This window comes from Acidobacteriota bacterium (assembly GCA_016703965.1).
GTDB lineage: Bacteria > Acidobacteriota > Blastocatellia > Pyrinomonadales > Pyrinomonadaceae > OLB17.
The window spans coordinates 1,583,014-1,608,736 of the sequence record JADJBB010000021.1 but is presented as its reverse complement, the minus strand read 5'-3'; the positions used below and the strand labels follow the sequence as shown (position 1 = coordinate 1,608,736).

Below are 25,723 nucleotides of genomic sequence, written 5' to 3'. Positions count from 1 at the left end.
CTGCGGTAGAATCTTTTCAGTGTCCAAAGAACTCGAATTATGGCAGTTTATCGAAGCACAGCTCAGAGGAGCTGAACGGGTGATGCTGCTCGTCGTCGCCGACAGCTCAGGCAGTAGTCCCGGCCGTGCCGGCTACAAAATGGCGGTCGGAAAGAACGGCGAATTGTGCGGCAGCATCGGCGGCGGCTCGATGGAAGTGAAGCTTGTTGAACGAGCGAAAGCTCTTCTGACAGAACGGGAAGCGGAAGCGACGGTTTTCCCTTTTACAGAGATCATCGACCAGGTGCATCGACGGGACTCGAATAATTCAAGTGGAATGATCTGTTCGGGGCGGCAGACTGTAATACTCAGGGAGTTAGCTCCGAGCGACCTCACCACAGTTGAGCGGATCATCGAGTCCTTTTTCGAGAACTGGGGATACCTGTTGATCGTCGATTACACGTTTTTTAGCGCCGCACCGAACTTTTGCGGAACCGGCAGGCTCGAGCCCGGCGGATATGAGCCGATAAGCTTTCGCCGAGACGAGGATGGATTTACCTATTCAGAAGAGCTGAACCAAAGCGAACAACTCTACATCATCGGCGGCGGGCATTGTGCTCTGGCTTTGAGCGAACTGGCGGCGAAGTTGAATTTTCGGATCAGTATTTTCGACGACCGGCCGGAGTTGAACACGATCGCGAAGAATGAGTTCGCGGACGAGGTTGTGATCATCGATAACTACGAGGAGATAGGTAGGCATATCGAATCTGGCGAGCGTACGTACGTTGCCGTGATGACGCTCGGATATGCCTCGGATGCGGTAGTTATCAGAAAGCTTATTGATCACGACTTCAAATATTTCGGCGTACTCGGAAGCCGTGCGAAGATGGCTACACTATTTAAAGAACTGCGAGCTGAGGGCGTTAGCGGAGAACGACTATCGCTGATACGCACACCGATCGGGCTCTCGATCAATAGCCAAACGCCCGAAGAGATCGCAGTTTCGATCGCGGCGGAGATCATTTCGTTTAAGAACGCGTAAGCGACTGGAGCGCACGCGTCCCGCTTGCCAACGCCGGTTCCTCCGGCGTGACGCGTGGAAAGAAATTCAACATTCTTAATCCCCGGCCCCGTCAGCGTTCTTTCGAACGCTTGGCAAGCAAGATGCTTGCGTCCAGTCTGTGCTACAATCTCGTTTCGACCCGAGTGCCATGGACAGCAAGAACGTCTCTAAGCCAACTAAACGCAGTTATTTACGCAGCCTGCTCGGGCGCGAATATTATACGGTGCGGCGCCAGATTAAGTGGCTTGCCAACTCCCGCTCGTTTGGCCGTCAGGAACCTGAGACAAAGCTCGAACACTCGATTTTTCGCCACAAAACGATGATGCTGCGGCCGCTTCGGGATGTGGAGATGTATCTGCAGCACAACAAGATCACAAATTTGCGGCTCGCGATCGCACCTATCACTGGTGTGGTGATCCGTCCCAGGCAGAGTTTTTCTATCTGGAAAATGGTCGGCCGCCCGACAGCGTCAAAGGGCTTTCTCGAAGGCCTCGTGCTTCACAACGGCAAGATCGAAAAAGGCATCGGCGGCGGGCTTTGTCAGCTTGGGAATCTGCTGTATTGGATCGCTCTGCATTCGCCGCTCACGGTGACCGAACGCTATCGCCACGGCTTTGACGTCTTCCCGGACATCAACCGCAAGATACCGTTCGCCTGCGGTGCCACGCTCGCCTACAACTACATCGATCTACAGCTTCGCAACGATACCGATGCGGCATTCAGGATCGATCTCTGGATAGACGATGAATATTTGAACGGTGAGCTGACGTCGGACCGCGAGAAGGAATTTGAATTCGAGGTCTTCGAGACCGACCACCTGATCAAAATGCAGCCATGGGGCGGCTATACGCGCCACAACCGCATCTGGCAGCGCCGCACGAGCCTCATCGACGGGATGACATCCGAACAACTCATAACCGAAAACCACGCCATCATGATGTACAATCCGCTCCTCACCGCGTGACTTCTGATAAACCATATTTCGAGGGTAAAATACGTTTGACCAATCTCCGATTTACCTCTACCAATCAGCTGCTTTTTCGCCGACAGACGGTGATTCACGTTTGACCATACCGCCCCTTTTAGTCCAATTTTTGTCGAAAATACGCCTGTTTTTAAAAAGTGTGAATCGATTCACACTTTTTTGACCCTCTTTGGTCCGGCGCGTATTTTTACGGGAAAATTCTTCCCCCAAAAACGTTCGATCCTTGCGATCTTATTCGGGAACAAAACCCGAAGCCCGGTGTCTAACTTGTCAGCGGCTGGCACCGGCGCTCACACAGGAGGATCTGAAAATGTTTGATCAATTGGTAGAAAGCGAACCACAAGGAGCGGACTTCAAAAACCGCCGTCGTTATTTTATGGTCTCATCGGTCGTCGTCGGAGTGCTCTTTACGACCGCAGTCGTTATTAGTATCTTTGCCTCGGATTACGGTCTTGGAAATGGAAATTTCGAACTTGTAGAAATGATCGCCCCGGTTGCTCCGGAAGCAGCCGAACCGGAAGTCCGCGAGCAGCGGCCGCCTGCGAGTTCATCCTCGCAAAGCAACATCCCAACCAGGCAGGTAAATATGGCGAGGGTCGATGAACCAACGATCGCCCCGACGTCCGTCTCAACCGCCCCGAATACGGCGTTGGCAAGGCCGCAGTTCGGGCAATACAAGATAGGTACGATCGACATCGACACAGGAACCCCAGGCGGAATCGGCCGCGAACCAAACACGTCGGGACCGAGCACCTCTACCCTCGGTGAAACTCTCTCGAAATCCGAAAAGGTGGAACCAGAAGATACGACACCGCCGCCCGCGATCAGAAAGCCCGCCGTTAAGCCGCCGGCCATATCTAAAGGCGTATTAAACGGAATTGCGAAGGACCTACCGAAGCCGAACTATTCAGCTACAGCAAGACAGGTTGGAGCCCAAGGCCAGGTCAGTGTCCAGGTTACGATCGATGAAACGGGCCGTGTAATTTCGGCAAATGCAATAAGCGGCCACATCCTGCTTCGCCCGGAAGCCGAACGTGCCGCTCGCGGAGCACGCTTTTCTCCGACATTGCTTTCCGATGTTCCCGTCAAGGTTACAGGTGTGATCACTTACAACTTCGTTAAGTAAATTCTAAAGTCCTGTCATCAATTTTCGAGGTTTTTTGTAGAGGTTGCCGCCTTTACAAAAGGCCTCGCTTTTTTGACGAAACTTTGCAAAAGTCGCACTTTTTATAGCGTTTAATAATATTGACGGCACATATTTATATCCGTCGGAGGGCAATTATATGTTTGAAGAATTAGTAGAAACCCAGCCGCACAGATCAAGCGGTACAAATCGCAAGAGTTATTTTCTTGTCTCAGGAGCTGTTCTTTTCTTTGGATTGACGGGAGCATTGATATTCAGTCTATTCGCGGTTGACCTTTCCCTGGACATGAATGACATGGACATGGTCGAGCTCGTCGCGCCGGTTGATACAACCCCGCCGGAGAAGCTTCCGGAACCGGAAACCGCTCCGAAAGAGCAACCGAAATCTCAGCCGGGGCCGTCTGCCGCACCGCGGATGACAATGAGGCAGGCTATAGTCGCGAGCCTTGACGAATCGCCCCGCGAAGCACCGACGGCTGTTTCGACCGTCCTAAATAGCGAAAAGGCACGTCCGACGAACGGTTATGTTCAGATCGGTAAATTTGATGCCGATGGCACTCCGGACGGCGTTGCCGGACGCGGACCAGGCGGAACCGGAACAGGTGACGGCACAGGCGGGCTGGGTGATGGAACCGCCCTCGCGAAGGTTGAGACGAACGACGAACCACCGCCACCAGTAAAGAAAGATCCGCCGGCTCCCAAGAAGCCGCTGGTACTTTCGATGGGCGTAGTGAATGGTAAGGCAACGAGTTTGCCCAAACCGGACATTCCCGTGGCAGCAAAAACTGCCAATGCAGCCGGCACGGTCAGCGTTCAGGTACTTATCGATGAAAAAGGAAATGTTATCTCTGCGAATGCAGTTTCGGGCAATATTCTGCTGAGAAGTGCTTCGGAGTCTGCCGCGAAGATCGCCAAATTCAGCCCCACGCTTCTATCGGGTTCCCCGACAAAGGTTTCGGGAATAATAAACTACCATTTCTCGTGATATGAATCGTACGTGCACGATTCATTTCTCCGTAAGGCGGGTCTAACGATCCGCCTTTTTTTGTTCGAGCATCGAGATCAGGATCTCCGTATCAACCGGAATAATTGGGACCGGAAACTGTTGTTGAAGATCTTCGAACTTCATTCCGTCCAGGAAAATAGGCTCGTCTGACTTAATTGTTATCTTCGGGATAGTCACAAAATCACCGACGATCCGGTCCCTGACAGCCATGAAATCCTGTCCCGTCAACAATCCCGCAACCGAAACGTCACCGCCGAAATATGTATTTGGAACCGCTAAGACGTGAAGCCGCGAGCCGATAAGTTCATTGTATTTCTCGATCTGCTCGCGCAGGATCGGGGCGAACATCTCACCGGTAAGGATAGTGCCAAAGTCAGAACCGCCTGCGTAAGCGGGCGGAATAAACTCAGCATTGGGAACCAAAGCGGCCGCGTGTGTACGTAGGTCAACTCTCGCCGAATTCTGCTCTTTGGCTGAGGTTAAGAATTTCTCGAACGAATTCACAAACGACCGCACCATTCCGACGCCGTCCTCGATCTGAGGATAGTTGCCGTAATGCCGTCGCGACGGAATTTCGAGACCTCCCTTTATATAGATCTCGTCGCCTAAGAACGCGAAAGTAACGCCGAGCGTTTTTCGAAATTCCTTTTGCAGCTTTTCGACTTCTTTTACCGTTCGACGGCAGAATTCCGGAGTTACGCGGGTCAATCTTTCGTCGGTGTTGTAGCGGGTCAAAGCAACCGGAACCACGGCTGTCGAAACGACCTTAGGATAGTGAGCGGCAAGATCACGGAGTGTCTTTTCGAGGACCGCTCCGTCGTTGATCTCGGGACAAAGAACGACCTGTGCATGAAGTTCGATATCCGCGGCAAGCAGGCGTTCCAATTTATCCGAGATATCCGCACGAGATTCTTCGACACCAAGCAAATACGCCCGCGTTTTAAGATCCGTCGCGTGAACCGAAACATATTGCGGCGACAAACGCTGTTCGATGATGCGTTTCATCTCGTCCTCGGTTATCGACGACAGAGTTGTGTAATTGCCGTAAAGGAACGAGAGGCGAATGTCTTCATCGCGGACAAAAAGCGACGGGCGTGCGTCTTCAGGATTGCCTTTGCAGAAGCAGAACAGGCATTCGTTTGCACATTGCCGCGGGACGATCTGCTCGAACATCAAGCCGAAATCTTCGGACTCATCGCGGTCGAATTCGATCTCGATCGTCTCACCGTCAGGCTTTTTGACCTGAAACGTAAGGTCCGTTTCTCCCGCAGTCTGAAATCTGAAGTCCAAATAATCACGAACCAGTCTGCCGTTAACCCTGACGATGCGGTCATTTGGCTCAAGTTCTAGCTCCTCGGCGAGACTCTCCGGCGCGACCTCTGTAATGATCACGCCCGGACGGCGAAGCTGAGTAACGGCTGGTGTAACGGCAAATTCGTACATATCGAAACTACCTAGTGTAAGTTTTGTGCCGCGGGTTGGCAACAAGTTATTTCCTCGGCTTCCCAAACTTGTGCCAACCGAATCCTCTCGTTTACACTCAAGCTATGTTAGAAACAGAACTAAAAAAGACGCCGCTGAATGCAGCACATCGGGAACTTGGCGGAAGAATGGTCGATTTTGGCGGCTGGGATATGCCGGTCCAGTATCCTGCAGGCGTGATCGAGGAACACATGCGCTGCCGCACGCGTTCGGGCCTTTTTGATGTCTCGCACATGGGCGAGATCTGGGTCGAAGGACCTGATGCGACCGCCTTTGTAAATCGTCTCACAACAAACGATGTCACAAAACTTATTGACGGCCAGGCACACTACTCGGCTCTCACAAACCAGAACGGCGGTGTTGTCGATGACTTGCTCGTTTACCGTTTTAGCCACGATAGGCTGCTACTCGTTGTAAACGCAGGAACGACCGAGAAGGATTGGGCTTGGATCAAGTCGCATCATTCGGAACATGACGACCTTGGCTTACGAAATGCCTCTTCCGACTATTGTCAGATAGCCGTCCAGGGGCCGGATGCAACGGGTATCCTGCAGAAACTGACCGGAACCGATCTCGGCGCGATCAAGTACTATCACTTCACGACCGGCCAGGTTGACGGCGTTGACGCGATCATCTCGCGTACCGGTTACACGGGCGAAGACGGTTTCGAGGTCTACGCCTCACCCGAACACGCCGAGCATCTCTGGAAAAAGCTCCTCGAGACGGGCGAATACGGCGATCCCGAAGGCATCCTTCCCTGCGGACTGGCCGCGAGAAATACGCTGCGTCTGGAGGCCGCTATGTCCCTCTACGGCCACGAACTCGGCGACGACATAACGCCTCTCGAAGCCGGCCTTGGCTGGATAACCAAGTTACAGAAGGGAGACTTTATCGGGTCGGCAGCACTGGCAGCTCAGAAAGAAGCCGGATTGAAGCGAAAGATAGTGGGCTTTGAGATGACAGAGCCAGGAATCGCCCGCGATGGTTTTGACGTTTACGTTGGCGACGAAAAGGTTGGCATCGTCACGAGCGGCAGTCCTGCTCCATATCTCAAAAAGAACATCGGTCTCGCGTTTTTGCCTCTGGAGTTTGCAAATGTCGGACAAGAAATTAAAATTGACGTTAGGGGCCGACACATTGGGGCAATAGTAGTTCCGACGCCTTTCTATAAGCGGGCAAAATGAGTTCTCAGCAGTACGCGTGCAGTAAGTGCGGCGGCAATATGACCAAGGGCTTTGCTGCTGACAAGAGCGAGCATTATTATATGAAGCTCGGTTGGATCGACGGCGAACCCGAACACGCTTCCCTGCTCGGAATCAAAGGCGATAACGTCAAAGTTCACGACCGCGTTCGTCGCGATGTGCGGGGGCTTAGATGCGAAAAATGCGGTTTCCTCGAACTTTACGCCGTCTGATCAGAAAATAATTTTTATCTAAAAACCTATGTCAAACATTCCTGAAAATCTACGTTATAGCAAAGACCACGAGTGGGTCGCTGTTGTTGGCGATACTGCTACGATCGGCATCACCGATTACGCTCAACATTCGCTCGGCGACGTGGTCTACATTGATATGCCCCGCGTCGGCGACAAGCTAAACGCTCACGAAGCTTTCGGCTCGGTCGAGTCGGTCAAAGCCGTGTCCGAAGTCTTCACGCCGCTTGCCGGCGAGGTAACCGAGGTAAATGACGGTATTAACGATACGCCGGAAGCCGTAAATAACGACCCGTATAATGCTGGATGGATGATCAAGGTCAAGCTCGATAATCCGGGCGATGCCGACGCGATGCTGTCCGCAGAAGAATATGAAGAGTATCTCGCTGCCTCCGCATAATGGTCAGAGATCGTACAGAACGACAAGACGAAATTCGAAATTCCTTTCGTACCGGTCTGGCCGGTCAAGTTAGTTTTGAGCCGTTGGCATTTGCTGACGGCTTTTTCGCTTTGAATAAATGATTTTGATATCATCATAATTTGCTGAATAAGTTTGATTATACCTGTTTTCATACCACCGAAATTAGATGAGATATATTCCAAATTCGCCCGAAGAAAGAGACGAAATGCTTAGCGTTGTCGGTCTCTCGAACGCAAAAGATCTTTTCCGCTCGATACCAGAAAATGTTCAGCTTAACCGTGCCTTGAATGTGACCGATCCGCTTGCGGAATCCGAAGTCATCTCGGCAATGGAAGCGATGGCTGCGAAGAACACCGCTGCGACCAAACCCTCGTTTTTAGGAGCGGGCGTTTATTCACATTTTTCGCCGACAATCGTCGATCATTTGATCCAGAGATCGGAATTTTTCACATCCTATACGCCCTATCAGCCTGAGATCTCGCAGGGGACGCTGCAGTACATTTTCGAATTCCAAACCCTCGTCTGCCAACTTACCGGGATGGAGGTTGCGAATGCCTCGATGTACGATGGCTCGACCGCCATGGCAGAGGCGTACCTTATGGCTCAGCGCGTAACTCGCCGGGAAAAGATCGTTGTCGCAAAAAGCGTACATCCTGAATACCGTGAGGTTGCCGCGACCTATGATCAGCACGGCGACAGCGAGATCGTCGAGATCGATTTTGACGAGCATAGTGGACGAATTAGCGGTCTCGAAGCTCTGGATGACAAGACCGCGGCGTTGGTCGTACAGTCACCCAATTTTTTTGGATGCATCGAAGATCTGAAGTCTTTGGCCGATGCGGCACATGCAGTTGGAGCGTTGTTCGTTGTGGCAGTGACAGAGGCGATATCGTTCGGCCTGCTTAGATCGCCTGGCGAATGCGGTGCTGATATTGTGGTGGGCGAAGGCCAATCGTGGGGCATCCCGATGAGTTTCGGCGGCCCGCATCTCGGCCTGTTTGCCACGCAGGAAACATTCGTTCGCAACATGCCGGGCCGACTGTGCGGCGTCGCATATGACAAGAACGGCAACCGCGGCTTCGTGCTTACATTATCGACCCGCGAACAGCACATCCGCCGAGAAAAAGCGACATCCAACATCTGCACTAACCAGGGATTGATCGCCCTGGCGGCAACGATCTATATGGAATCGATGGGCAGAAAAGGCCTGCAGGAAGTCGCGGAGCAGAATGCTCAAAAAGCGGCGTATGCTGCAAAACAGATCGCAGCCGTAGACGGATTTGAGCTTGCATTTTCGGCACCGTTCTTCAATGAATTTGTCGTTCGTGCCCCGAAACCGGCGGCTGTCATCCTGGAGAATATTCGAGCCAACAACGGGATCGTTGGCGGCCTCGCTCTTTCAAAATACTACGGTGGGCATGACAACGATCTTCTGGTCTGCGTGACGGAAACGAATACGCGTAACCAGATCGACCACCTCGTGAAGAGCCTGGCGAATGTCTAGTGACCTTCGCCTATAGGAGGCAGATGGCAGGAAGAACCCAGCAACCGACCATTGCCCACATTTTACCGTGGAAAGCGATAGGCGGAACCGAACTTGCCACCCTGCGAATGGCTCGCGTTACCCGCGAGGCTGGTTTTCGCAATGTATTTTTTGTGTTGCGTGATTGTGACGAAGTAGCTGAGCTTTTTCGGGCCGAGAACTTCGAAGTGTGCGAATTTACGGAGATCGAACCAAGCATAAGACACTTCGTAAACTACAAAGCCGAATCGTCGAAGTTAGCTCGACAATTCCGCGAGGTCAAAGCAGATCTAATTCATTGCGCTGACTTGAGAGGCTCCTTTTATGCTACTTTGGCCGCATTCCTTTCGAGGATCCCGATCGTTTCACACGTTCGCGGCCAGCAGCCAGAAATACCTAAGCGGGATCAGCTCTTTCTCAAAGCTGTTAAAAAGTGGATCTTCGTTTCCAGAAACTCACGGCAGTCTTTTGGAATGCATGTTAGAGATTCACGGGCTGCGGTGATCTACGACGGTATTGACATAGATAACGTTGAGGACTCGGACAGAGCGCAGAATCGGGCCGAGATTCGAAGGGAATTCGGGATCGAAGGTAAAACCAAGATCATCGGGATGGTCGCAAGAGTCGCTCCTCAGAAGGATTTTTTTACGTTAGCCAGGGCCGTCCGTGAATTGAAGGGAAAAGGGATCGACTTCAAGGTTTTGATCGTTGGTTCGATTTCTAAGGAAGCAGTAAATAAGACCCACTTCTTAGAAATTCAAAAGCTGTTGGGTGAACTGAAGATCGCCGATAGATTTATCTTCACCGATTTTCGGACAGATGTAGAGAAGTTCTTCGATTCCTTTGATGTAAATGTCCTCTCGAGTCATGGCGAGGGGTTTGGGCTGGTGCTGCTGGAGGCAATGGCGAGAAAGATACCGGTCGTCGCAACTAACGTCGGCGGCATTCCGGAGATCATAGAACATGGCATGAACGGGCTACTCTGCCAACACGAAAATAGCGAGGAATTAGCAGCAGCGATAGAAAGTCTGTTACTGAATTCGAACTATCGCAGCAGAATTGCTGCCGCAGGCTTTAAACGGGTCAAAGAAGACTTTAGTCGACAGAAATTCGCAATTGACATTGTCGATTTCTATCGTGGCATACTTAATTAACCACTTCGGTTTCGAGGAGCAAAAATGATAAGAAAACAACGTTTTGATAAGGACATCGATCGAAGGAGTTTTCTATCGACCGCCGGCAAAGGCCTTGGCCTGATGGCACTTTCGTCAGCCGCAGTTGGGTCGCTCTTTGAAAACATTAAGGCGGCCGGCCGAAGCATCGATCATCTTTCGCCCCTCGAAGCCGCGATGGATGAGGACTATTGGTCGACGATCCAGCAGGCGTTTTCGGTCACTCGCGGGATCGTCAATCTTAACAACGGAGGGGTTTCGCCGAGTCCACGAATGGTCACCGAGGCGTTCGTCCGCTACACGTGGCAACAGGAAGACGCGACTGCCTACACGATGTGGCAGATCCTCGAACCGCAATCGGAGACGATAAGAACCGGGCTTGCTGAGGTCTTTGGCTGTTCACCCGAAGAGATCGCGATCACGCGCAACGCGAGTGAATCGCTCGAAATTCTCCTGATGGGAATGGACTTCAAGTCCGGCGACGAGATCCTGACCACAACGCAGGATTATCCACGAATGATCACCACGCTCAAACAGCGTGAGATGCGCGAAGGCCTGAAATTAAACCTTATCAAGATCCCGCTCGCACCGAATAATGTCGACGATATCGCGGCTGCATTCGAACGAGCGGTTACGCCGAAAACTAAACTGATCCTCGTCTCGCATCAAATAAACCTAACGGGACAGATCCTGCCGATCAAAAAGATATGCGAAATGGCTAGGTCGAAAGGGATCGAAACGATCGTTGACGGAGCACACGCGTTTGCCCAGTTCGATTTCAAACGCGACGACTTGCAGTGCGATTATTACGGCACTTCCCTGCACAAATGGATCTACGCCCCTAAAGGTACGGGAATGCTGTATGTCAAAAAAGACAAGATCGCGAAGGTCTGGGCTCTGATGGCATCGGAAGATAAGAATCGTAACGACATCCGTAAATACGAAGAGATAGGTACGCACTCAGCCGCGATGCGGCTCGCGATCGGCGAAGCGATCCTGTTCCACAATGCGATCGGCGGCAAGCGAAAAGAGGAACGCCTGCGCTTCCTCGCCCGCTACTGGATGAACAAATTGAAAGACGTGCCGAAGGTCGGCTTTAACACCTCTTTTGACCCCAAACAGTCGTGTGCGATCGCCAATTTCAAGATCGACGGCATCGACCCGGTGGCCATCGGCGGTTATTTGATGTCAAGGCACAAGATATTTACAACACCCATCGTTCACGAGGAATTTACCGGCATTCGGATCACGCCGAATGTCTACACGACGTTATGGGAACTCGACCGTTTTAGCGAGATCGTTGAGTCGATAGCTAGGAAAGGGCTGCCGAAAGCCTGATGTTAAAAGGACCATATTGTAGAATAGAAAAGATACTATGGCCGCTCTTACAACATTGCCGCACGAGTCAGTCGCAACGTACTTAACGGACGGCGGCCTCGAGACAACGCTGGTCTTTTTGGAGGGTTTCGATCTACCTTGTTTCGCAGCTTTTGATTTATTGAAGGATGAAAAAGGGTATCTTGCTCTGAAAGGATACTATGAACGATATTTGAATATTGCCAAAAACTTTGGCTTTGGCTTTGTCTTGGAGAGCCCAACATGGAGGGCAAATCCAGACTGGATCGAACGGATCGGATATCCTAATCTGGCGACGACAGAAGTTAACAGAAAGGCGGCCAGGCTGATGTTCGACCTTAAGGAAGAATTTGGCGAACCATCAACGCCGATAGTCGTAAGCGGATGCGTTGGCACGAGAGGCGATGGCTATCAGGCGGAATCCGGCATGAGCCCTAAAGAAGCTCGTGACTATCACTCGGAACAGATACGCGCGTTTGGGGAAGTTCAGGTCGATATGATCTCGGCAATAACTATGACAAATGTTGAGGAGGCGAGCGGCATCGCTGCTGCCGCCGCCGACGCTAGATTGCCATCGGTCATCTCGTTCACGTTGGAAACAGATGGAAAACTGCCGTCAGGAGCCAGTTTGAAGGAGGCCATTGAGACTGTTGACAGCGAAGTCGAAACACCGCCGATATACTACATGATCAATTGTGCCCACCCGAGCCACTCTGCTGATGAACTGATTCTCGGCCGAGGGCAGCCGTGGATCGAACGGATACGAGGCGTCCGTGCTAATGCGTCGCGAAAAAGCCACGCGGAGTTGGATGACTCTACCGAGCTTGATCGGGGAGAGATTGACGATTTTGGCAGTGAACATATGTGGATCTCAGATCTACTCCCTCAACTGAAAGTCTTCGGCGGATGCTGCGGTACTGACGAAGAGCACATTCTGGAGATAGTGTCCGTATTGAGGGGAAACCGCCGCATTCCCGTTACCAGGAATTAGGAAGAAAAATGAGCATTAAAAAAGTAACACAGCACCCGAGCCAGAATGAAGGCTTGATTTTTGAACGTTCGCAGACGGGCCGTGTTGGATATCGTTTGCCCAAACTTGATGTCGATGCCGTAAGCCTCGATGAGCTTTTACCGGCTGACCTTCGTCGTAACGACGATCTCGAAGGAGTTCCCGAAGTCTCGGAAGTCGATGTTGTCCGCCACTTTACGCGGATCTCGACCTGGAACTACTCGATCGATCTCGGAATGTATCCTCTTGGTTCGTGCACGATGAAATACAATTCGCGGCTCAACGAGAAGGTCGCCCGAATTGGTGGATTTACCCAGCTTCACCCGCTTGCTCCGGAGCAAGAATCGCAAGGTGCGCTCGAGCTTATCTTTCGCCTCCAAAAGGATCTCGCAGAGATCACAGGCCTCCCGGGAGTTTCGCTTCAGCCTGCGGCCGGTGCTCAGGGGGAAATGACTGGCGTTATGTTGATCCGGGCATTTCTCGATCACCGCGATGGCGAGGAATCCAAGAATCGCCGCGTAATGCTAATTCCCGATTCGGCTCATGGCACAAACCCCGCTTCGGCAGCGATGTCAGGCTTCACGGTCAAAACCATCCATTCGACGGCTGAAGGCCTGACCGATATGGATCACCTTCGCCAGTTATGCGACGAAGGCGGTGTTGCCGGATTGATGCTTACCAACCCAAATACGGTCGGTATTTTTGAACGCAATATTAAAGAGATCTGCGATACGATCCACGCCGCAGGCGGCCTCGTCTACATGGACGGAGCTAATATGAACGCCCTCGTCGGCGTTGCACGTCCGGGCGACATGGGCGTTGACGTGATACATCTGAATCTCCACAAGACCTTCTCAACCCCGCACGGCGGCGGCGGCCCGGGCTGCGGACCATGCCTTTGCACTGCGGATCTGGCACCATTTCTTCCGACTCCGAGGATCGAAAAAGACGGCGATCGTTATTTCCTTAACTATGACGTCCCCAGCTCGATCGGGCGTGTTAAGGCGTTTTTCGGCAATTTCGGCATGATGGTGCGCGCACTTGCTTACATCTATACTCACGGAAACGACGGACTGAAGGAAGCGACCGAAGCGGCCGTTCTGAATGCCCGCTACGTCTCACACGCTCTCGCGGGGGCGTTCGACAAGCCCTATGAGTCAGATTGTATGCACGAAGCGATCTTTTCTCACAAAAAACAGGCACCGACCGGAGTTCATACTCTCGACATTGCTAAACGCCTGATCGATTACGGATTTCACCCGATGACCGTTTACTTCCCGCTCGTGGTCGAAGGTGCGATGCTGATCGAGCCGACAGAATCAGTCGGACGTGCCGATCTCGATGCATTTATCGAAGCCATGATCGATATCGACAAGGAAGCTCAGGAAAATCCGCAGCTCGTCATCGACGCTCCGCATTCGACACGTATCGGCCGGCTCGATGAAGCCAGTGCCGCGCGTAAGCCTGTTTTGCGATGGAAGAAAGATCTTGATTCTCTGAGCACAGCGGCTTGAGCAGCTCGCGTTTTGGGGGAAGTTTTTTCGTGTAAGACCAACTGACGTTGGTTTTCACGTTCCAAAAGTGTGAATCGTTTCACACTTTTGCAAAATAGGCGTGTTTTTGGTGTTTTTTGAGCAAAAACTGTCTGCTTGGTCGAATGATTTCCTCCTTTTGTCGATCGAAAACTACCCGATTGGTAGAGTTATTTTGATGATTGGTCAAACCTTTTTTGGGAGATAGATCTTTTTGCCAAACGACATTTGTCGTTTATAAAGGGCGTCACCGATCGGGCTGCATCACCATCTAGCTCCCATCGTGGGTCCCATTTCGCAAGTTTCGCTTCCGCGGTTTTTCCTCGTGAACCAAGGTCCTTTGTGAGAACATATCACGTTGAAAACACGGATCTCTAAAACAACCTCTATCGTCAGAACGATAATCCTCGTCATCTGGGCGACGATCGTTTTGGCATGTATCGGCACATATCTTGCCGATCCCTCCAGGTTCACGGCGGAAAATATTGCGGAATTTCTAAGGCGATTCAGCGGCTCTATCTGGTTGATCTATCTTGCCTTCTCCGCTCTTCGCGGGATAACGCTGCTGCCATCGACGCCGCTTGTGATCGCGGGCACTCTTTTGTTTCCTGAACAGCCTTTCGCCGTGCTGCTCGTTTCAATGACAGGGATAATGCTTTCGTCGACCATGATCTATTTCTTTTCGGAATATCTCGGTTTCAGCGAATATTTCGAGGGACACAAGCCTGAACTAAGCCACAAGATAAAGGCGAAGCTGGAACATCCGCTCGGCTTCCTGTTCGTCGCGGGATGGGCGTTCTTCCCGCTCATCCCAACCGATCTGGTCTGCTATCTCGCGGGCTCGACGAAAATGAATTACTGGGAGTTCATCGCCGCCGTTTTCGTTGGCGAGCTAATTCTATGTGTTTGCTATATTTATTTCGGCGGATCATTACTAGAATTCGTGCGATAAAATAAAAATTATCGTATTTTAGAACGCGTCAGTATTTTTATGCATCGAAGAAGCGGAGGAATTAACAAATTGAAAGATTGTAATGAAGTTATAGATTGTTCGAGTCGCCGGGAATTTTTGGTCAAGGCTGCCTTTATGGCCGGTGGTTTGGCACTGACTGTGTCGGGAGCAGGAAAACTACTCGGTAACACGGTTGAAGATCTCGTCGTGTCGATCGACGAAAAAAGCCCGCTGAACAAGGTTGGCGGTTCGACCGTTGTTGCATCTCCGGCAGGCAAGATCATTATCGTTCGCACGGGCGAAACAACATTCGTCGCCTACTCAGCCAAGTGCACGCACAAGGGCACGACGATCGAGTACGACGCTGCGAAGAAGCAGTTCGCTTGCCCGAATCATGGTTCGACATTCGATGTCGCAAGCGGTGCCCGTACAGGCGGCCCGGCAAACGACCCGCTTCCGGCCTTCAAGGCATCGGGAACAGCAGCCTCAGTTACGGTAAAGACCAGCTAGAACGATCGGCTTCACAATTTTTAATCATGCCCGCGTGATCATTTTTTGATTGCGCGGGTTTTGTTTTTGGATATATAATCCCGCGCATCGTTTTTACCACAAATACTTGGCTCTCTCACGTACATCGATCAGGAGGGATCTATGACGGAAACAATTCGATCAACAGAGATAAATGAAGACAAAATGCATGCCTTTATGGGAAAGGTGGTCGGTGATTTTGGCGCGAGCCTGAGCACCATCCTCGGTTACATCGGCCACAAACTCGGGCTTTATAAAGCTCTCGCCGATTCTGACGGGCTAACGCCTGCGGAGCTCGCGGCAAAGACGAACACGACCGAACGCTACGTCCGGGAATGGCTGATAAATCAAGCTTGCGGTGAATACGTTCATTACGATCCGCAGACGGGCAAATACTCGATGCTGCCGGAACAAGCGGTCGCCTTGACCGACGAGGAAAGCCCATTTTATGTCGGCGGCGGCTTTTACGTGATCAAGGCTATGTTAAACGCTCAGCCGCGCATCGCCGAGGCATTTGAGAATGGAGGCGGGATCTTGTGGGGCGAGCATGATTCGGACCTTTTTGTTGGAACTGAGAAGTTCTTTCGTCCGGGTTATACCGCTCACCTTGTCGGTGAATGGATACCGGCACTTGCCGGCGTTAAGGAAAAACTCGAGGCCGGGGCAAAGGTCGCGGACGTCGGATGCGGGCACGGAGCGTCAACGATCATCATGGCAAAAGCGTTCCCAAACTCTCAATTCTTCGGCTTTGACAATCACCAGGCATCTATCGCAACCGCCCGTACCAAGGCGGAAGCAGCAGCCCTCGCCGGCCGGGTCCATTTTGCCGTTTCTAACGCGGGCGAGATCCCGCTCGACGGTTACGACCTGATCTGCTTCTTTGATTGCCTGCATGATATGGGCGACCCGCACGGGGCTGCACAAAGAGCTCGTCAGGCTCTCGCCGCCGGCGGAAGCTGCCTGATCGTCGAACCTATGGCAGGTAACACTGTCGAAGAAAACTTCAATATCGTCGGCCGAACTTTCTCGGGAGCTTCGACTCTCTGCTGTACGGCGAATTCTCTTGCGCTCGGCGGCCCGGCACTCGGAGCGGTGGCCAGCGAGGACGCATTACGCGAGGTTGCAGAGTCTGCCGGGTTCGGTTCGTTCGAGCGGGTGTCCGAAACACCATTTAATCGCATTTATGAGGCGAAAGTGTGACACGTATCACTCAAACTGACCTGGAACTGACAGAAAATTAGTTCATGTTCAGGCCGTATCTCGAAATATCACCGCCGTTGCCCAAAATGGGTCGGCGCTTTTCTACGCGCTGAACATCTAGGAGGAGGAAGTATGTACACAAGAATAAAAACAGTGGGTATCTTTCTTTCATTGATATTTTTAGTTCTCGCCGTTCAGGCCGCATTCGCAAGTCCGGTCATTCCGCAAACATCGCCGACACCGGATAAAAGTTCGTACACGGGATACAAGGGACTGCTCATCGGAGTGTCCGCCGCGGACGTTCGCGGTAAGCTCGGCGGCCCAAAAGAAAAATCCGACACAATGGATCTGTTTGTGATGTCGGAAACGGAATCCGTGCAGTTTTACTATGACGCAAGCCAGGTAGTGACCGCTATAATGATCACCTATTCCGGCGACCTAAAACTAGCACCGACACCGACTGATATTTTTGGCGAAGACGTCGCACCGAATGCCGAAGGCGGGATCTTCAAGATGGTCCGCTATCCGAAATCGGGCTTCTGGATCTCATATAACCGTTCACCGGGCAGCGATGCTGTCGTCAGCATCGCCATCCAAAAGATGTAGCGAGCAAAACGGTTATCGCAGAGTTTTAACTGCCTAGGGGTTCACGGCGGTTTGTCACAGGAGTGCTTATCGCTTAGAATTCCTAAAAGCCGCATCCTTTGGCCCTTTCATTGGCGAGATAATTTATGACAACGATCGGTATTCCGAAAGAAATACATCCGGGTGAAAAGCGCGTTGCCGCGACCCCGCAAACCATTCTGAAACTAAAAAGCTGGGCTTTGACGTCGTTGTCGAATCCACGCCGGCCACGGTATCAACTGCGATCGACAGCGAATACCGCGAGGCCGGTGCGACCGTGATCGAGGGCACCAAAGAGCTTTGGGCAGCCTCCGACGTGATAATGAAGGTTCGGCCGCCTGAGGAGAACAAGGAACTGGGCGTCCACGAAGCCGACCTTTTGAACGAAGGGGCAACGTTGGTCGGTTTTATTTGGCCCGCCCAAAACAAGGAAATGCTCGACCGCCTGGCGAAACGCAAGGCTACGGTGTTCGGCATGGACTGCGTTCCGCGTATCACGCGTGCTCAGAAGATGGACACGCTCTCGGCAATGGCAAACATCGCCGGATACCGTGCGATCATCGAGGCCGCGAATCATTTCCCGCGTTTCTTTACTGGCCAGATCACAGCCGCCGGCAAGATCGATCCCGCAAAGGTTCTGATCATCGGTGCCGGTGTCGCCGGGCTTTCGGCGATCGGTGCTGCGAAGGGTTTAGGGGCGATCGTTCGTGCGTTTGACCCGCGTTCGGCAACTAAAGATCAGGTCGCCTCGATGGGAGCGGAATTCCTCGAACTCGACGTCAAGGAAGAAGGCGAAGGCAAAGGCGGTTACGCCAAGCAGATGTCGGACGACTTTCTCAAAGCCGAGATGGCACTGTTCGCTGCTCAGGCAATGCAGGTCGATATCATCGTCACAACGGCTTTGATCCCTGGCAAACCGGCTCCAAAACTGATCACGCAGGGCATGGTCGAATCGATGAAGCCCGGCTCGGTCATCGTCGATCTCGCCGCCGAACAAGGCGGCAACTGCGTCCTCACCGAACCCGGAACCGTCGTCAAACACAAAGGCGTCTCGATCATCGGCTACACCGATCTGCCGTCAAGAATGGCGTCGATGTCGTCACAGCTTTACGGTGCGTGCATCGTCGCGTTGCTCACCGATCTGGCGAAGGAGCCTGTGGCAGAACCAGGAGCGGTTGCGGCTGAGACAGCCGAGGCTGAAACCAAGATCCACGTCAATCTCGAAGACGAAGTGGTCCGCGGAGCCATCGTCCTGAACCAAGGCAAGATGATGTGGCCGCCGCCGGCACCGCCGACTCCGGCTGCACCGCCTGAGCCTGGAGTTCCGACAAAAAGTTCTGCCAGCGTCGCCGTCGCCAAGGCCGCCTCAAAGGGACACGGACACGGCGAAAGCGATGGCATAAATCCGTGGGTCCTTGCAGTTGCCGGCATCGTGCTATTTGGCATCGGCTACCTGGTCCCGTCCGAGATCAAAGCGGCCGGGGGCGATACGCTCAGCCATCTGACGGTGTTCATTCTCGCGTGTTTCGTCGGCTTTCAGGTCGTCTGGAGCGTCAAACCGGCTCTTCACACTCCGCTCATGAGCGTCACCAACGCTATTAGCGGCATCATTTTAGTAGGCGGCATGCTCCAGCTGATCGGAACCGATCTCAGCGTAACTACGATACTCGGAGCCATTGCCGTACTTGTCGCCGCGATCAATATCGCGGGCGGATTCCTGGTAACTAATCGCATGTTGGCGATGTTTAGAAAATGAATCAAAGCCTAATCACAGTCGCTTACATCGCCGCGAGTGCGTTGTTTATTTTGAGCCTGGGCGGGTTGTCGCAACAGTCGACTGCCCGGCGCGGAAATCTTTACGGCATCCTCGGAATGCTGATCGCCCTGGTCGCCACCGTATTCGCGATGAAGGACGGAAATTATGCCGTTCTCGCAGGTGCTCTCATTCCCGGCCTCGTTATTGGAGCGATACTCGCCGCGCGGGTGCAGATGACCTCGATGCCTGAGTTGGTGGCGATGCTGCATAGCTTTGTCGGTCTCGCAGCCGTATTGGTCGGGTTTGCGACTTATCTCGGGCCGCATAAGGCGATGTCGTCAGGCGAGAACACGCTGCATCTGGTCGAAATTTTCCTCGGCGTCATTATCGGTTCGGTCACATTTACCGGTTCGGTAATCGCATTCCTCAAGCTTCGCGGAACAATCGGCGGAAAACCGTTCATGCTTCCCGGGCGCCATGTGATCAATCTGATCATGCTCATCGCCACGGTCGGACTCGGAGTTGCTTTTCTGATGTCGCCTGATACGGCGTCCGGACAATGGCCGCTCCTGATCGCGACCGTACTTACGGGAATCCTCGGCGTTCATTTCATCATGGCGATCGGCGGAGCTGACATGCCGGTTGTCGTGTCGATGCTGAACAGCTACTCAGGCTGGGCGGCGGCGGCAGCGGGCTTTATGCTCGGCAACGACCTGCTCATTATCACCGGTGCACTGGTCGGCTCAAGCGGAGCGATCCTCAGCTATATCATGTGTCAGGGCATGAACCGCTCATTTGTGAGCGTGATGCTCGGCGGTTTTGGAACCGACAGCAGCTCGAGTTCGAGTTCGGCCGCGGTGCCGGCGGGCGAGGTCCATTCGGTCGACGCGGCCGGTGCGACGGAACTCCTGCTCGACGCAAAGAAAGTCATTATCATTCCCGGCTACGGCCTCGCGGTCGCACAGGCACAGCATTCGCTGGCTGAGGTTTGCAAGATCCTCAAAGAAAAAGGCGTTGACGTAAAATTCGCCATTCACCCGGTCGCCGGCCGCCTGCCCGGCCACATGAACGTTCTGCTCGCCGAGGCAAACATCCCGTACGACATCGTCTTCGAAATGGATGAGGTCAACGATGATTTCCCCTCGACCGACGTCGCCTGGGTCATCGGAGCCAACGACATCGTCAACCCCTCAGCCATGGACGATCCCGGCTCACCCATCGCCGGTATGCCCGTCCTCCACGTCTGGGAATCACGCCACTGCATCGTCATGAAACGCGGAATGGCCAGCGGCTACGCCGGCGTGGATAATCCGCTATTCTACAAAGACAACACGCTGATGCTGTTTGGTGATGCTAAGAAGGTGGTGGATGAGATATTAGGTGTAATGAGGGGATAGTTTCCTCGCTCCCCTCCTTACGAAGTGGGCGTTATCGAGTTTTTTTTCTTTTCTTTGGTGCGGCCAAACCCATGTTTATCCGCCCCTCCTTCTCTCCCCCCCAATATTTTGGGGGAGAGGCGGGGGCCCCCTTTCGCCCCCCGCCCGGCCTCTTGGTCTAAGTTCCCAACCGCCCCACTCTGACGAAAATAGGTGGGAATGCGGACAATCATTTTCGGCCAATTTTGTCTTGATGTATTCCAGCTCCTTGACAAGTAAATCAACACCTTCGGAATCAAGGTGCATGAATATTTGATTTTCTTGATAAACCAGGCTAATAGTCTTTTCTCAATCTTTTCTGTAACCATACAATCGAGACCTCTCAAACCTAGAAGTGGCCTTCTAGCTGCATCAACGCCAACCTCTCCACAACCTCGCCACCCTCAATATGCTTCTCCACGATCTCCGCTACATCTTCCGCCTGAACTTGCCCGTATAAAGTCCCGTCCGGATAGACCATGACGGCGGTTCCGACGGTGCAGAAGCCGATGGAGCCGCATTCTGTGAGCAATATAGAGCCCATTGGGTTGCGGCCTTTGGATTCTTTGCCTTGGCGGATGCCTTTTTCTTCGAGGATGCGTTGGAACTCGTCCCTGACGTCCTGGGCCCCGACGGCGTTGCAGGATTTTCCGGTGCAGACGAAGACCTGGCGTTTGATCGGAGCCTTGAGCATCGGGGCGAGCTTTTCCAGTTCGTCGCGATCGGAGATGAATTTGGGCTTGGCCATATGAGTTTTATTTTGCCACGCGGACGCAATTATTACATAGGCTTGCGTTCTCTTTATGTTAGAATTTCATCAACGAAACACGTTCTATCACGATGGCGATCGGCATTATCATCCACATCACAGTCGGCACCGAAAAACGGACCGAATTCTTCTCTCAGGAACGAATTCGGATCGGTTCGGATGAGACCTGTGACCTCCAGATCCATGCACCGCAGACAGGCGAGGAGAGGCCGTGGTTCGATCTCGAAAATGCCGAGGGCGTTTATCGTATCGTCGAATTTGAGGATTCCCTCTCGCTCAGGATCAACCAAAATCCGATCCGCCGCTACATCGCGATAACCGACGGCGACCTGATCGAGATACCGGACGCGGGAATTTCGTTCGCGTTCTTTTCGCTCGAGACGAAATCCTCGCTCATAACTACTAATCGCGATCAGCCGCATATTTCTCGGTTCATCGAGGACGCGGCGCTCGAATCGGCTGCGTCGGTCAAACGCGACGACGCCAAGAACTTCCTTCGCGAATTCGTTCGCGAGCTGTTCCGCGAGATTTCATGGACGACGAAACTTATCAGTTTCGTTCTCATCCTTGGCTTTATTACCGGGATCCTGTACATCGGTTTCGCCGTAAACAGTGAGCTTCGCGAGAGCCGAAAACAATCGGAACAGCAAAGCGCAATAATTACCAAACTCGAGGAAAAACTCGGTCAGACGACCAACCAGATCGAGGAACTCGACGAGACAAACAAAAAGCTCATTAAAACCGTTTCGCTCGCCCCGAATCTGCGGGTGGAATACGGCAACGCTATTTGTCTGATCGTCGGTGTCTATGACCTCGTCGATAAAAAGAGCGGCAAAGTGCTTCGTTACGCTGATCCACAGGCGTTCCGGCCTAATCCGTATGAGACCCAGACGGAAGATCCCAGCCGACCGATGATGCCGCCGCAGGTCGGTTTGACGACCGAGGGCAACGGCTCGACGGTCGAATACGATTTTATCGGCACCGGATTTCATGTCGGCGGCGGCTATATCGTGACCAATCGCCACGTCGTACAGCCATGGGAGGAAGATGACCAGGTTCAGCAGATGATACAAGCCGCAAATGGCCGAGCTCGTCTGAAACGTCTTGTTATTTACTTCCCGAACTTCGCTCAGCCCTTTGCTTTAAAGATCCGCCAACTTGGTGGACGCGAAGATGTGGCGATCGCCACGATCGATCCGGCGATGCTTCCCTCGGAGATACCGACGATCCCGCTTGATGTTGATACCGATTCGGCGACCGTTGGGAAAACCGTTGTAACTATGGGCTATCCGAGCGGACCGGATCGTCTGCTCGCGATGGTCGATGACGATGAAGCGAAGTCTATCAACCAGCGCTTCGGCAATTCGCGCCAAAATCTGATCAATTTCCTCGCCCAGTCTCAGAAGATCGTTCCACTTCTCACGCAAGGTGCTATCACGGACCTGGACGCCCGGCGTATCGTTCACGATGCGAAAACCGCCGAGGGCGGCTCAGGAGCTCCGCTGTTCGGTCAATCAGGCAAGGTTATCGGGGTAAACTTCGGAGTTTTCACCGAAAATACAGCCGCAAACATGGCTGTACCAGTTCGGTTTGCCCTCGAACTTCTGAGAAAGGCCGGATGGAGATCGCCGGAAGAGATGCAGAAAGCCGCTGACCAGGATTCGCAGATCGCAGCGAGCCCGGGCAATTCCAACTCGGCTCCGCAAACTAAACCTCAATAATTAATCGATCTTGTCGCTCGCGACGGGTTGATTTCTGGCATTGATCGTCGTCTGCTCCGCCATTAGCATTGTTTCCCCGCAATCATCGTCCGCCTTCGGATCATCGATTCCATGGCGCCGCTTCGGAAGTGCGAATGAAACTATCAGGGCCATAAGGCATACGCCTACCCCGACCCAGAAAACCGGCCGAACCGCGGCCGCCATCGCCTCCTGTAAAACGTCCAGCGTCGCAGCCGGAATGCTTGCTCTGGCAGCCGGTTCGATGAGAGCATTCGGATTCGATGCAAACGCGGCCGCTTGTTCTACTGTAAGAACGCCGTCCCCGCTCGCGGCTGATCTCATTAACTGGTTACTCAAGCCCGCGGTCAACACCGCCCCCATGATCGCCACTCCAAATGCACCGCCGATCGCTCTTGAAAACTGGTTTAGTGACGTAACGCTACCAAGTTGGTGGCGTTCGACCGCCTGCTGAACCGCGATCAGCAGCGTCAGCATGGTCATGCCAAGCCCGCACCCGATGAGGATCAGATCGATGTACAGAAAGTAAACGGGCGTCTGGCGGCCAAATGTTGCCAGAAAAACAAACCCCGACGTCATCACAACAAAACCAGAGATGGTTATCGCTCGATAACCAACTTTTAAAAGCAGACGTCCGCCGATAATCGACATCGATACCCAGCTAAGCATAAGGGGCGTCAGCAACGACCCAGCTTTGGTTGCCGTCATTCCCAGTGCTCCCTGGGCGAAAAGCGGGATGAATGAGATCGCCCCGAACATCGCGATCCCGGCCAAAAACCCGCAGGCGACCGAAACAGCGACCGTCCTGTCGCGGAACAAATGAAAAGGAATTATCGGATCTTTCGCCCGCTTCTCTGCCCAGCCAAACAAGACCAGCAACAGCCCACCACCTGCAAACAGCACCAAATTTCCGGGTGCGAATAGCGACTGCATCGAATTCCCGCCCTCGACCATCGCCAGCATCAGCAGGCTTATTGCGAGCATCAGCGAAGCGGCCCCTGCATAATCGACAACTGGTTTTTGAGTTTTCTTAGGCTCTTTGAGAGCAAAACCGATGATTATCGCCGCTGCGACGCCTATGGGCAAATTGACAAAAAATACCCAACGCCAAGAGAGCTGATCGGTAATAAAGCCTCCGATTATCGGCCCGATCACGCTGGACAAACCCCAGACGCCGCTAAAATATGCCTGCATCTTGGCACGTTCTTTCAGCGTAAACGTATCGCCTATGATCGTCATACCGAGCGGCACGAGAGCTCCCGCTCCAAGGCCCTGAATGGCGCGAAAGACGATCAACTGCGTCATTGACCCTGCCATTCCCGAGAGCAAAGTTCCAAGCAGAAAGACACCGATCCCGATCTGATACAGAAGCCCGCGGCCGTAAAGGTCAGAGAGCTTTCCCCACACGGGAACGGTGACCGTCGAAGTTACCAGATATGCCGAAAATACCCAGCTGTAATGATTGATCCCGCCGAGCGAAGCGATCACCGTCGGCATCGCCGTTCCTACAACTGTGGCCTCGAGAGCTGCGATCGCCATGCCGGTCATGACGCCTATAGTTACGGCCCAACGACGGCCATTGGACATTTCCAGAGTCGGCCGTTCCCCTTGCTGGTTTATAGTTTCTGAGGTTGCTTCCACTTGCCTATTGTAAATATTCGAACACAGGATCAAACGAAGTTATGTATTCAAGCGAACTTTTCGCGATCCATTTCGCCAAGCTCGGCTATCTTCGTCATAAGAAAATCGGAGATCTCCTTATGAGTTCGCAGGCGGTCGCCCTTCTCGTAAAACGGGGTCAGATCCACCTGCTCCCCGAACCAGATGCGAACTTTCTCGCCGCCGGTCCAGTTCCCGAGGATCTGTTTTGGAAGATCATTCCCGAGACCGGCTATAAAGACAGGTATTACCTGCGGATGTGCCGAATAAATAACCTTCCCGATCCCGGGCTGTGCTGGCAGCATGTCATACGGCCCGCCCTCGAGATTGCGCCTGCCTTCCGGGTGAAAACCGATCATGTGGCCGCGGCCTTGGCTGCAAAGCTGGATGAGCCGACGCATGGAATATTTGTCGAATTCACGCTTTTTCACTTCCCTGTCTTCGCGAAAGAACGGCGGATACATCGAGAACCAGCCCATCACAAAATTAACGAACCAGCCAACCGGACTGTCATAAAAAAACTTCGCGCGTACCGGGAAGAACAGAGTGACCGGACGCTTTGTACGGCGAAATATCACGCTCGACACCGTGTACATATCGAAGAAGGAGCGGTGATTGGCGACCAGCACCAATGGTTTATCGACCGCAGCATTTTCAACATTCTCGATGCCGAAAACGTTCATCAAATTGTAGGTCGCGATCAAGATCCACAGCGATCCGATATGGCGTTGGCAAAACGTCATCAGGCGTTTCCAAACGCCAAGGTTCATACGGTGAGCCAGACGAAAGCCTATCCGTTCGCTGCCGTCAAGAACTGCAATTTCGGCCGGCTCAGGCACAAGTGCCTCAGCAGCCAGTTCTAATGCGGTCTGTTGGGATCTTTTCCAGCGATCTTGGCTCCATAAACAAGCAGATAGTCTAGCATTTTAGAGCGTTGCCAACGAGGGCTGATCTACTTCGAACTACGACGAGTGATAG

Annotated in this window: 23 protein-coding genes and 1 pseudogene; 19 read left to right on the top strand and 5 right to left on the bottom strand. The window is 52.9% G+C overall.

Translation table 11 applies throughout. The features are described from left to right. The first annotated feature begins 19 nt into the window (after positions 1–19). The 4 genes from IPG22_14230 (at position 20) to IPG22_14215 (ending at position 4,156) form a co-directional block, all read left to right on the top strand. A complete protein-coding gene (locus IPG22_14230; protein MBK6589444.1) occupies positions 20–1,021 on the top strand; it encodes an XdhC family protein in 1,002 nt (333 codons plus the stop codon). Positions 1,022–1,190: 169 nt separating this feature from the next. Then, positions 1,191–2,006, top strand: coding sequence for a VanW family protein (locus IPG22_14225; protein ID MBK6589443.1), 816 nt, complete (start codon positions 1,191–1,193; stop codon positions 2,004–2,006). A 331-nt stretch (positions 2,007–2,337) separates the two neighbouring features. After that, positions 2,338–3,153 (top strand): TonB family protein, encoded by an 816-nt coding sequence (locus IPG22_14220; GenBank protein MBK6589442.1) that lies wholly within the window; start codon positions 2,338–2,340, stop codon positions 3,151–3,153. Positions 3,154–3,310: 157 nt separating this feature from the next. Next, complete coding sequence (locus tag IPG22_14215) at positions 3,311–4,156, top strand: energy transducer TonB (GenBank protein MBK6589441.1); 846 nt, start codon at positions 3,311–3,313, stop codon at positions 4,154–4,156. A 42-nt stretch (positions 4,157–4,198) separates the two neighbouring features. Here the strand turns inward: IPG22_14215 and IPG22_14210 are convergent, their stop codons facing one another. Continuing rightward, positions 4,199–5,620 carry a DUF512 domain-containing protein gene (locus IPG22_14210; protein ID MBK6589440.1) on the bottom strand — a complete coding sequence of 474 codons (1,422 nt, stop codon included), beginning with the start codon at positions 5,618–5,620 and terminating at the stop codon, positions 4,199–4,201. A gap of 104 nt (positions 5,621–5,724) precedes the next feature. Between IPG22_14210 and gcvT the strand changes: the two genes are divergently transcribed. From gcvT to IPG22_14140, 14 genes and pseudogenes are all read left to right on the top strand, one after another. After that, complete coding sequence (gene gcvT / locus IPG22_14205) at positions 5,725–6,843, top strand: glycine cleavage system aminomethyltransferase GcvT (protein MBK6589439.1); 1,119 nt, start codon at positions 5,725–5,727, stop codon at positions 6,841–6,843. Next, positions 6,840–7,073 (top strand): hypothetical protein, encoded by a 234-nt coding sequence (locus IPG22_14200; GenBank protein MBK6589438.1) that lies wholly within the window; start codon positions 6,840–6,842, stop codon positions 7,071–7,073. Before gcvT ends, IPG22_14200 begins: the two co-directional genes overlap by 4 nt. A gap of 28 nt (positions 7,074–7,101) precedes the next feature. Continuing rightward, positions 7,102–7,491: a glycine cleavage system protein GcvH gene (gene gcvH / locus IPG22_14195; protein ID MBK6589437.1), complete on the top strand. Its 390-nt coding sequence runs from the start codon at positions 7,102–7,104 to the stop codon at positions 7,489–7,491. A gap of 187 nt (positions 7,492–7,678) precedes the next feature. Further along, entirely contained in the window at positions 7,679–9,016 is a 1,338-nt protein-coding gene (gene gcvPA / locus IPG22_14190) for an aminomethyl-transferring glycine dehydrogenase subunit GcvPA (GenBank protein ID MBK6589436.1), read from the top strand. A gap of 23 nt (positions 9,017–9,039) precedes the next feature. Then, positions 9,040–10,188 (top strand): glycosyltransferase family 4 protein, encoded by a 1,149-nt coding sequence (locus tag IPG22_14185; protein ID MBK6589435.1) that lies wholly within the window; start codon positions 9,040–9,042, stop codon positions 10,186–10,188. Between the two features lie 24 nt (positions 10,189–10,212). Beyond that, positions 10,213–11,544 (top strand): aminotransferase class V-fold PLP-dependent enzyme, encoded by a 1,332-nt coding sequence (locus tag IPG22_14180; protein MBK6589434.1) that lies wholly within the window; start codon positions 10,213–10,215, stop codon positions 11,542–11,544. Between the two features lie 37 nt (positions 11,545–11,581). After that, on the top strand, positions 11,582–12,553 hold the full coding sequence (locus IPG22_14175; protein ID MBK6589433.1) for a homocysteine S-methyltransferase family protein: 972 nt from the start codon (positions 11,582–11,584) through the stop codon (positions 12,551–12,553). 8 nt (positions 12,554–12,561) lie between these two features. Next, complete coding sequence (gcvPB, locus tag IPG22_14170; protein MBK6589432.1) at positions 12,562–14,085, top strand: aminomethyl-transferring glycine dehydrogenase subunit GcvPB; 1,524 nt, start codon at positions 12,562–12,564, stop codon at positions 14,083–14,085. A 376-nt stretch (positions 14,086–14,461) separates the two neighbouring features. Continuing rightward, positions 14,462–15,055, top strand: coding sequence for a TVP38/TMEM64 family protein (locus tag IPG22_14165; protein ID MBK6589431.1), 594 nt, complete (start codon positions 14,462–14,464; stop codon positions 15,053–15,055). Between the two features lie 69 nt (positions 15,056–15,124). Then, complete coding sequence (locus IPG22_14160; GenBank protein MBK6589430.1) at positions 15,125–15,565, top strand: Rieske (2Fe-2S) protein; 441 nt, start codon at positions 15,125–15,127, stop codon at positions 15,563–15,565. Positions 15,566–15,706: 141 nt separating this feature from the next. Further along, complete coding sequence (locus IPG22_14155; GenBank protein MBK6589429.1) at positions 15,707–16,783, top strand: methyltransferase domain-containing protein; 1,077 nt, start codon at positions 15,707–15,709, stop codon at positions 16,781–16,783. 132 nt (positions 16,784–16,915) lie between these two features. Beyond that, a complete protein-coding gene (locus tag IPG22_14150; protein MBK6589428.1) occupies positions 16,916–17,389 on the top strand; it encodes a hypothetical protein in 474 nt (157 codons plus the stop codon). Between the two features lie 125 nt (positions 17,390–17,514). Then, a pseudogene (locus tag IPG22_14145) lies at positions 17,515–19,163 on the top strand (Re/Si-specific NAD(P)(+) transhydrogenase subunit alpha). Then, positions 19,160–20,560 (top strand): NAD(P)(+) transhydrogenase (Re/Si-specific) subunit beta, encoded by a 1,401-nt coding sequence (locus IPG22_14140; protein ID MBK6589427.1) that lies wholly within the window; start codon positions 19,160–19,162, stop codon positions 20,558–20,560. Before IPG22_14145 ends, IPG22_14140 begins: the two are co-directional and overlap by 4 nt. Positions 20,561–20,577: 17 nt before the next feature. Here the strand turns inward: IPG22_14140 and IPG22_14135 are convergent, their stop codons facing one another. Further along, positions 20,578–20,907, bottom strand: a complete 330-nt coding sequence (locus IPG22_14135; GenBank protein MBK6589426.1) for a hypothetical protein — start codon at positions 20,905–20,907, stop codon at positions 20,578–20,580. 20 nt (positions 20,908–20,927) lie between these two features. Next, positions 20,928–21,326, bottom strand: coding sequence for a (2Fe-2S) ferredoxin domain-containing protein (locus IPG22_14130; protein MBK6589425.1), 399 nt, complete (start codon positions 21,324–21,326; stop codon positions 20,928–20,930). 92 nt (positions 21,327–21,418) lie between these two features. On the opposite strand from IPG22_14130, the gene IPG22_14125 reads away from it, so the two are divergent. After that, complete coding sequence (locus tag IPG22_14125) at positions 21,419–23,068, top strand: trypsin-like peptidase domain-containing protein (GenBank protein MBK6589424.1); 1,650 nt, start codon at positions 21,419–21,421, stop codon at positions 23,066–23,068. Here IPG22_14125 and IPG22_14120 read toward each other — a convergent pair whose 3' ends face one another. Together IPG22_14120 and IPG22_14115 are read right to left on the bottom strand one after the other, a co-directional pair. Next, positions 23,069–24,727 carry an MFS transporter gene (locus IPG22_14120; GenBank protein ID MBK6589423.1) on the bottom strand — a complete coding sequence of 553 codons (1,659 nt, stop codon included), beginning with the start codon at positions 24,725–24,727 and terminating at the stop codon, positions 23,069–23,071. A 47-nt stretch (positions 24,728–24,774) separates the two neighbouring features. Beyond that, entirely contained in the window at positions 24,775–25,584 is an 810-nt protein-coding gene (locus IPG22_14115; GenBank protein ID MBK6589422.1) for a 1-acyl-sn-glycerol-3-phosphate acyltransferase, read from the bottom strand. Positions 25,585–25,723 lie beyond the last annotated feature (139 nt).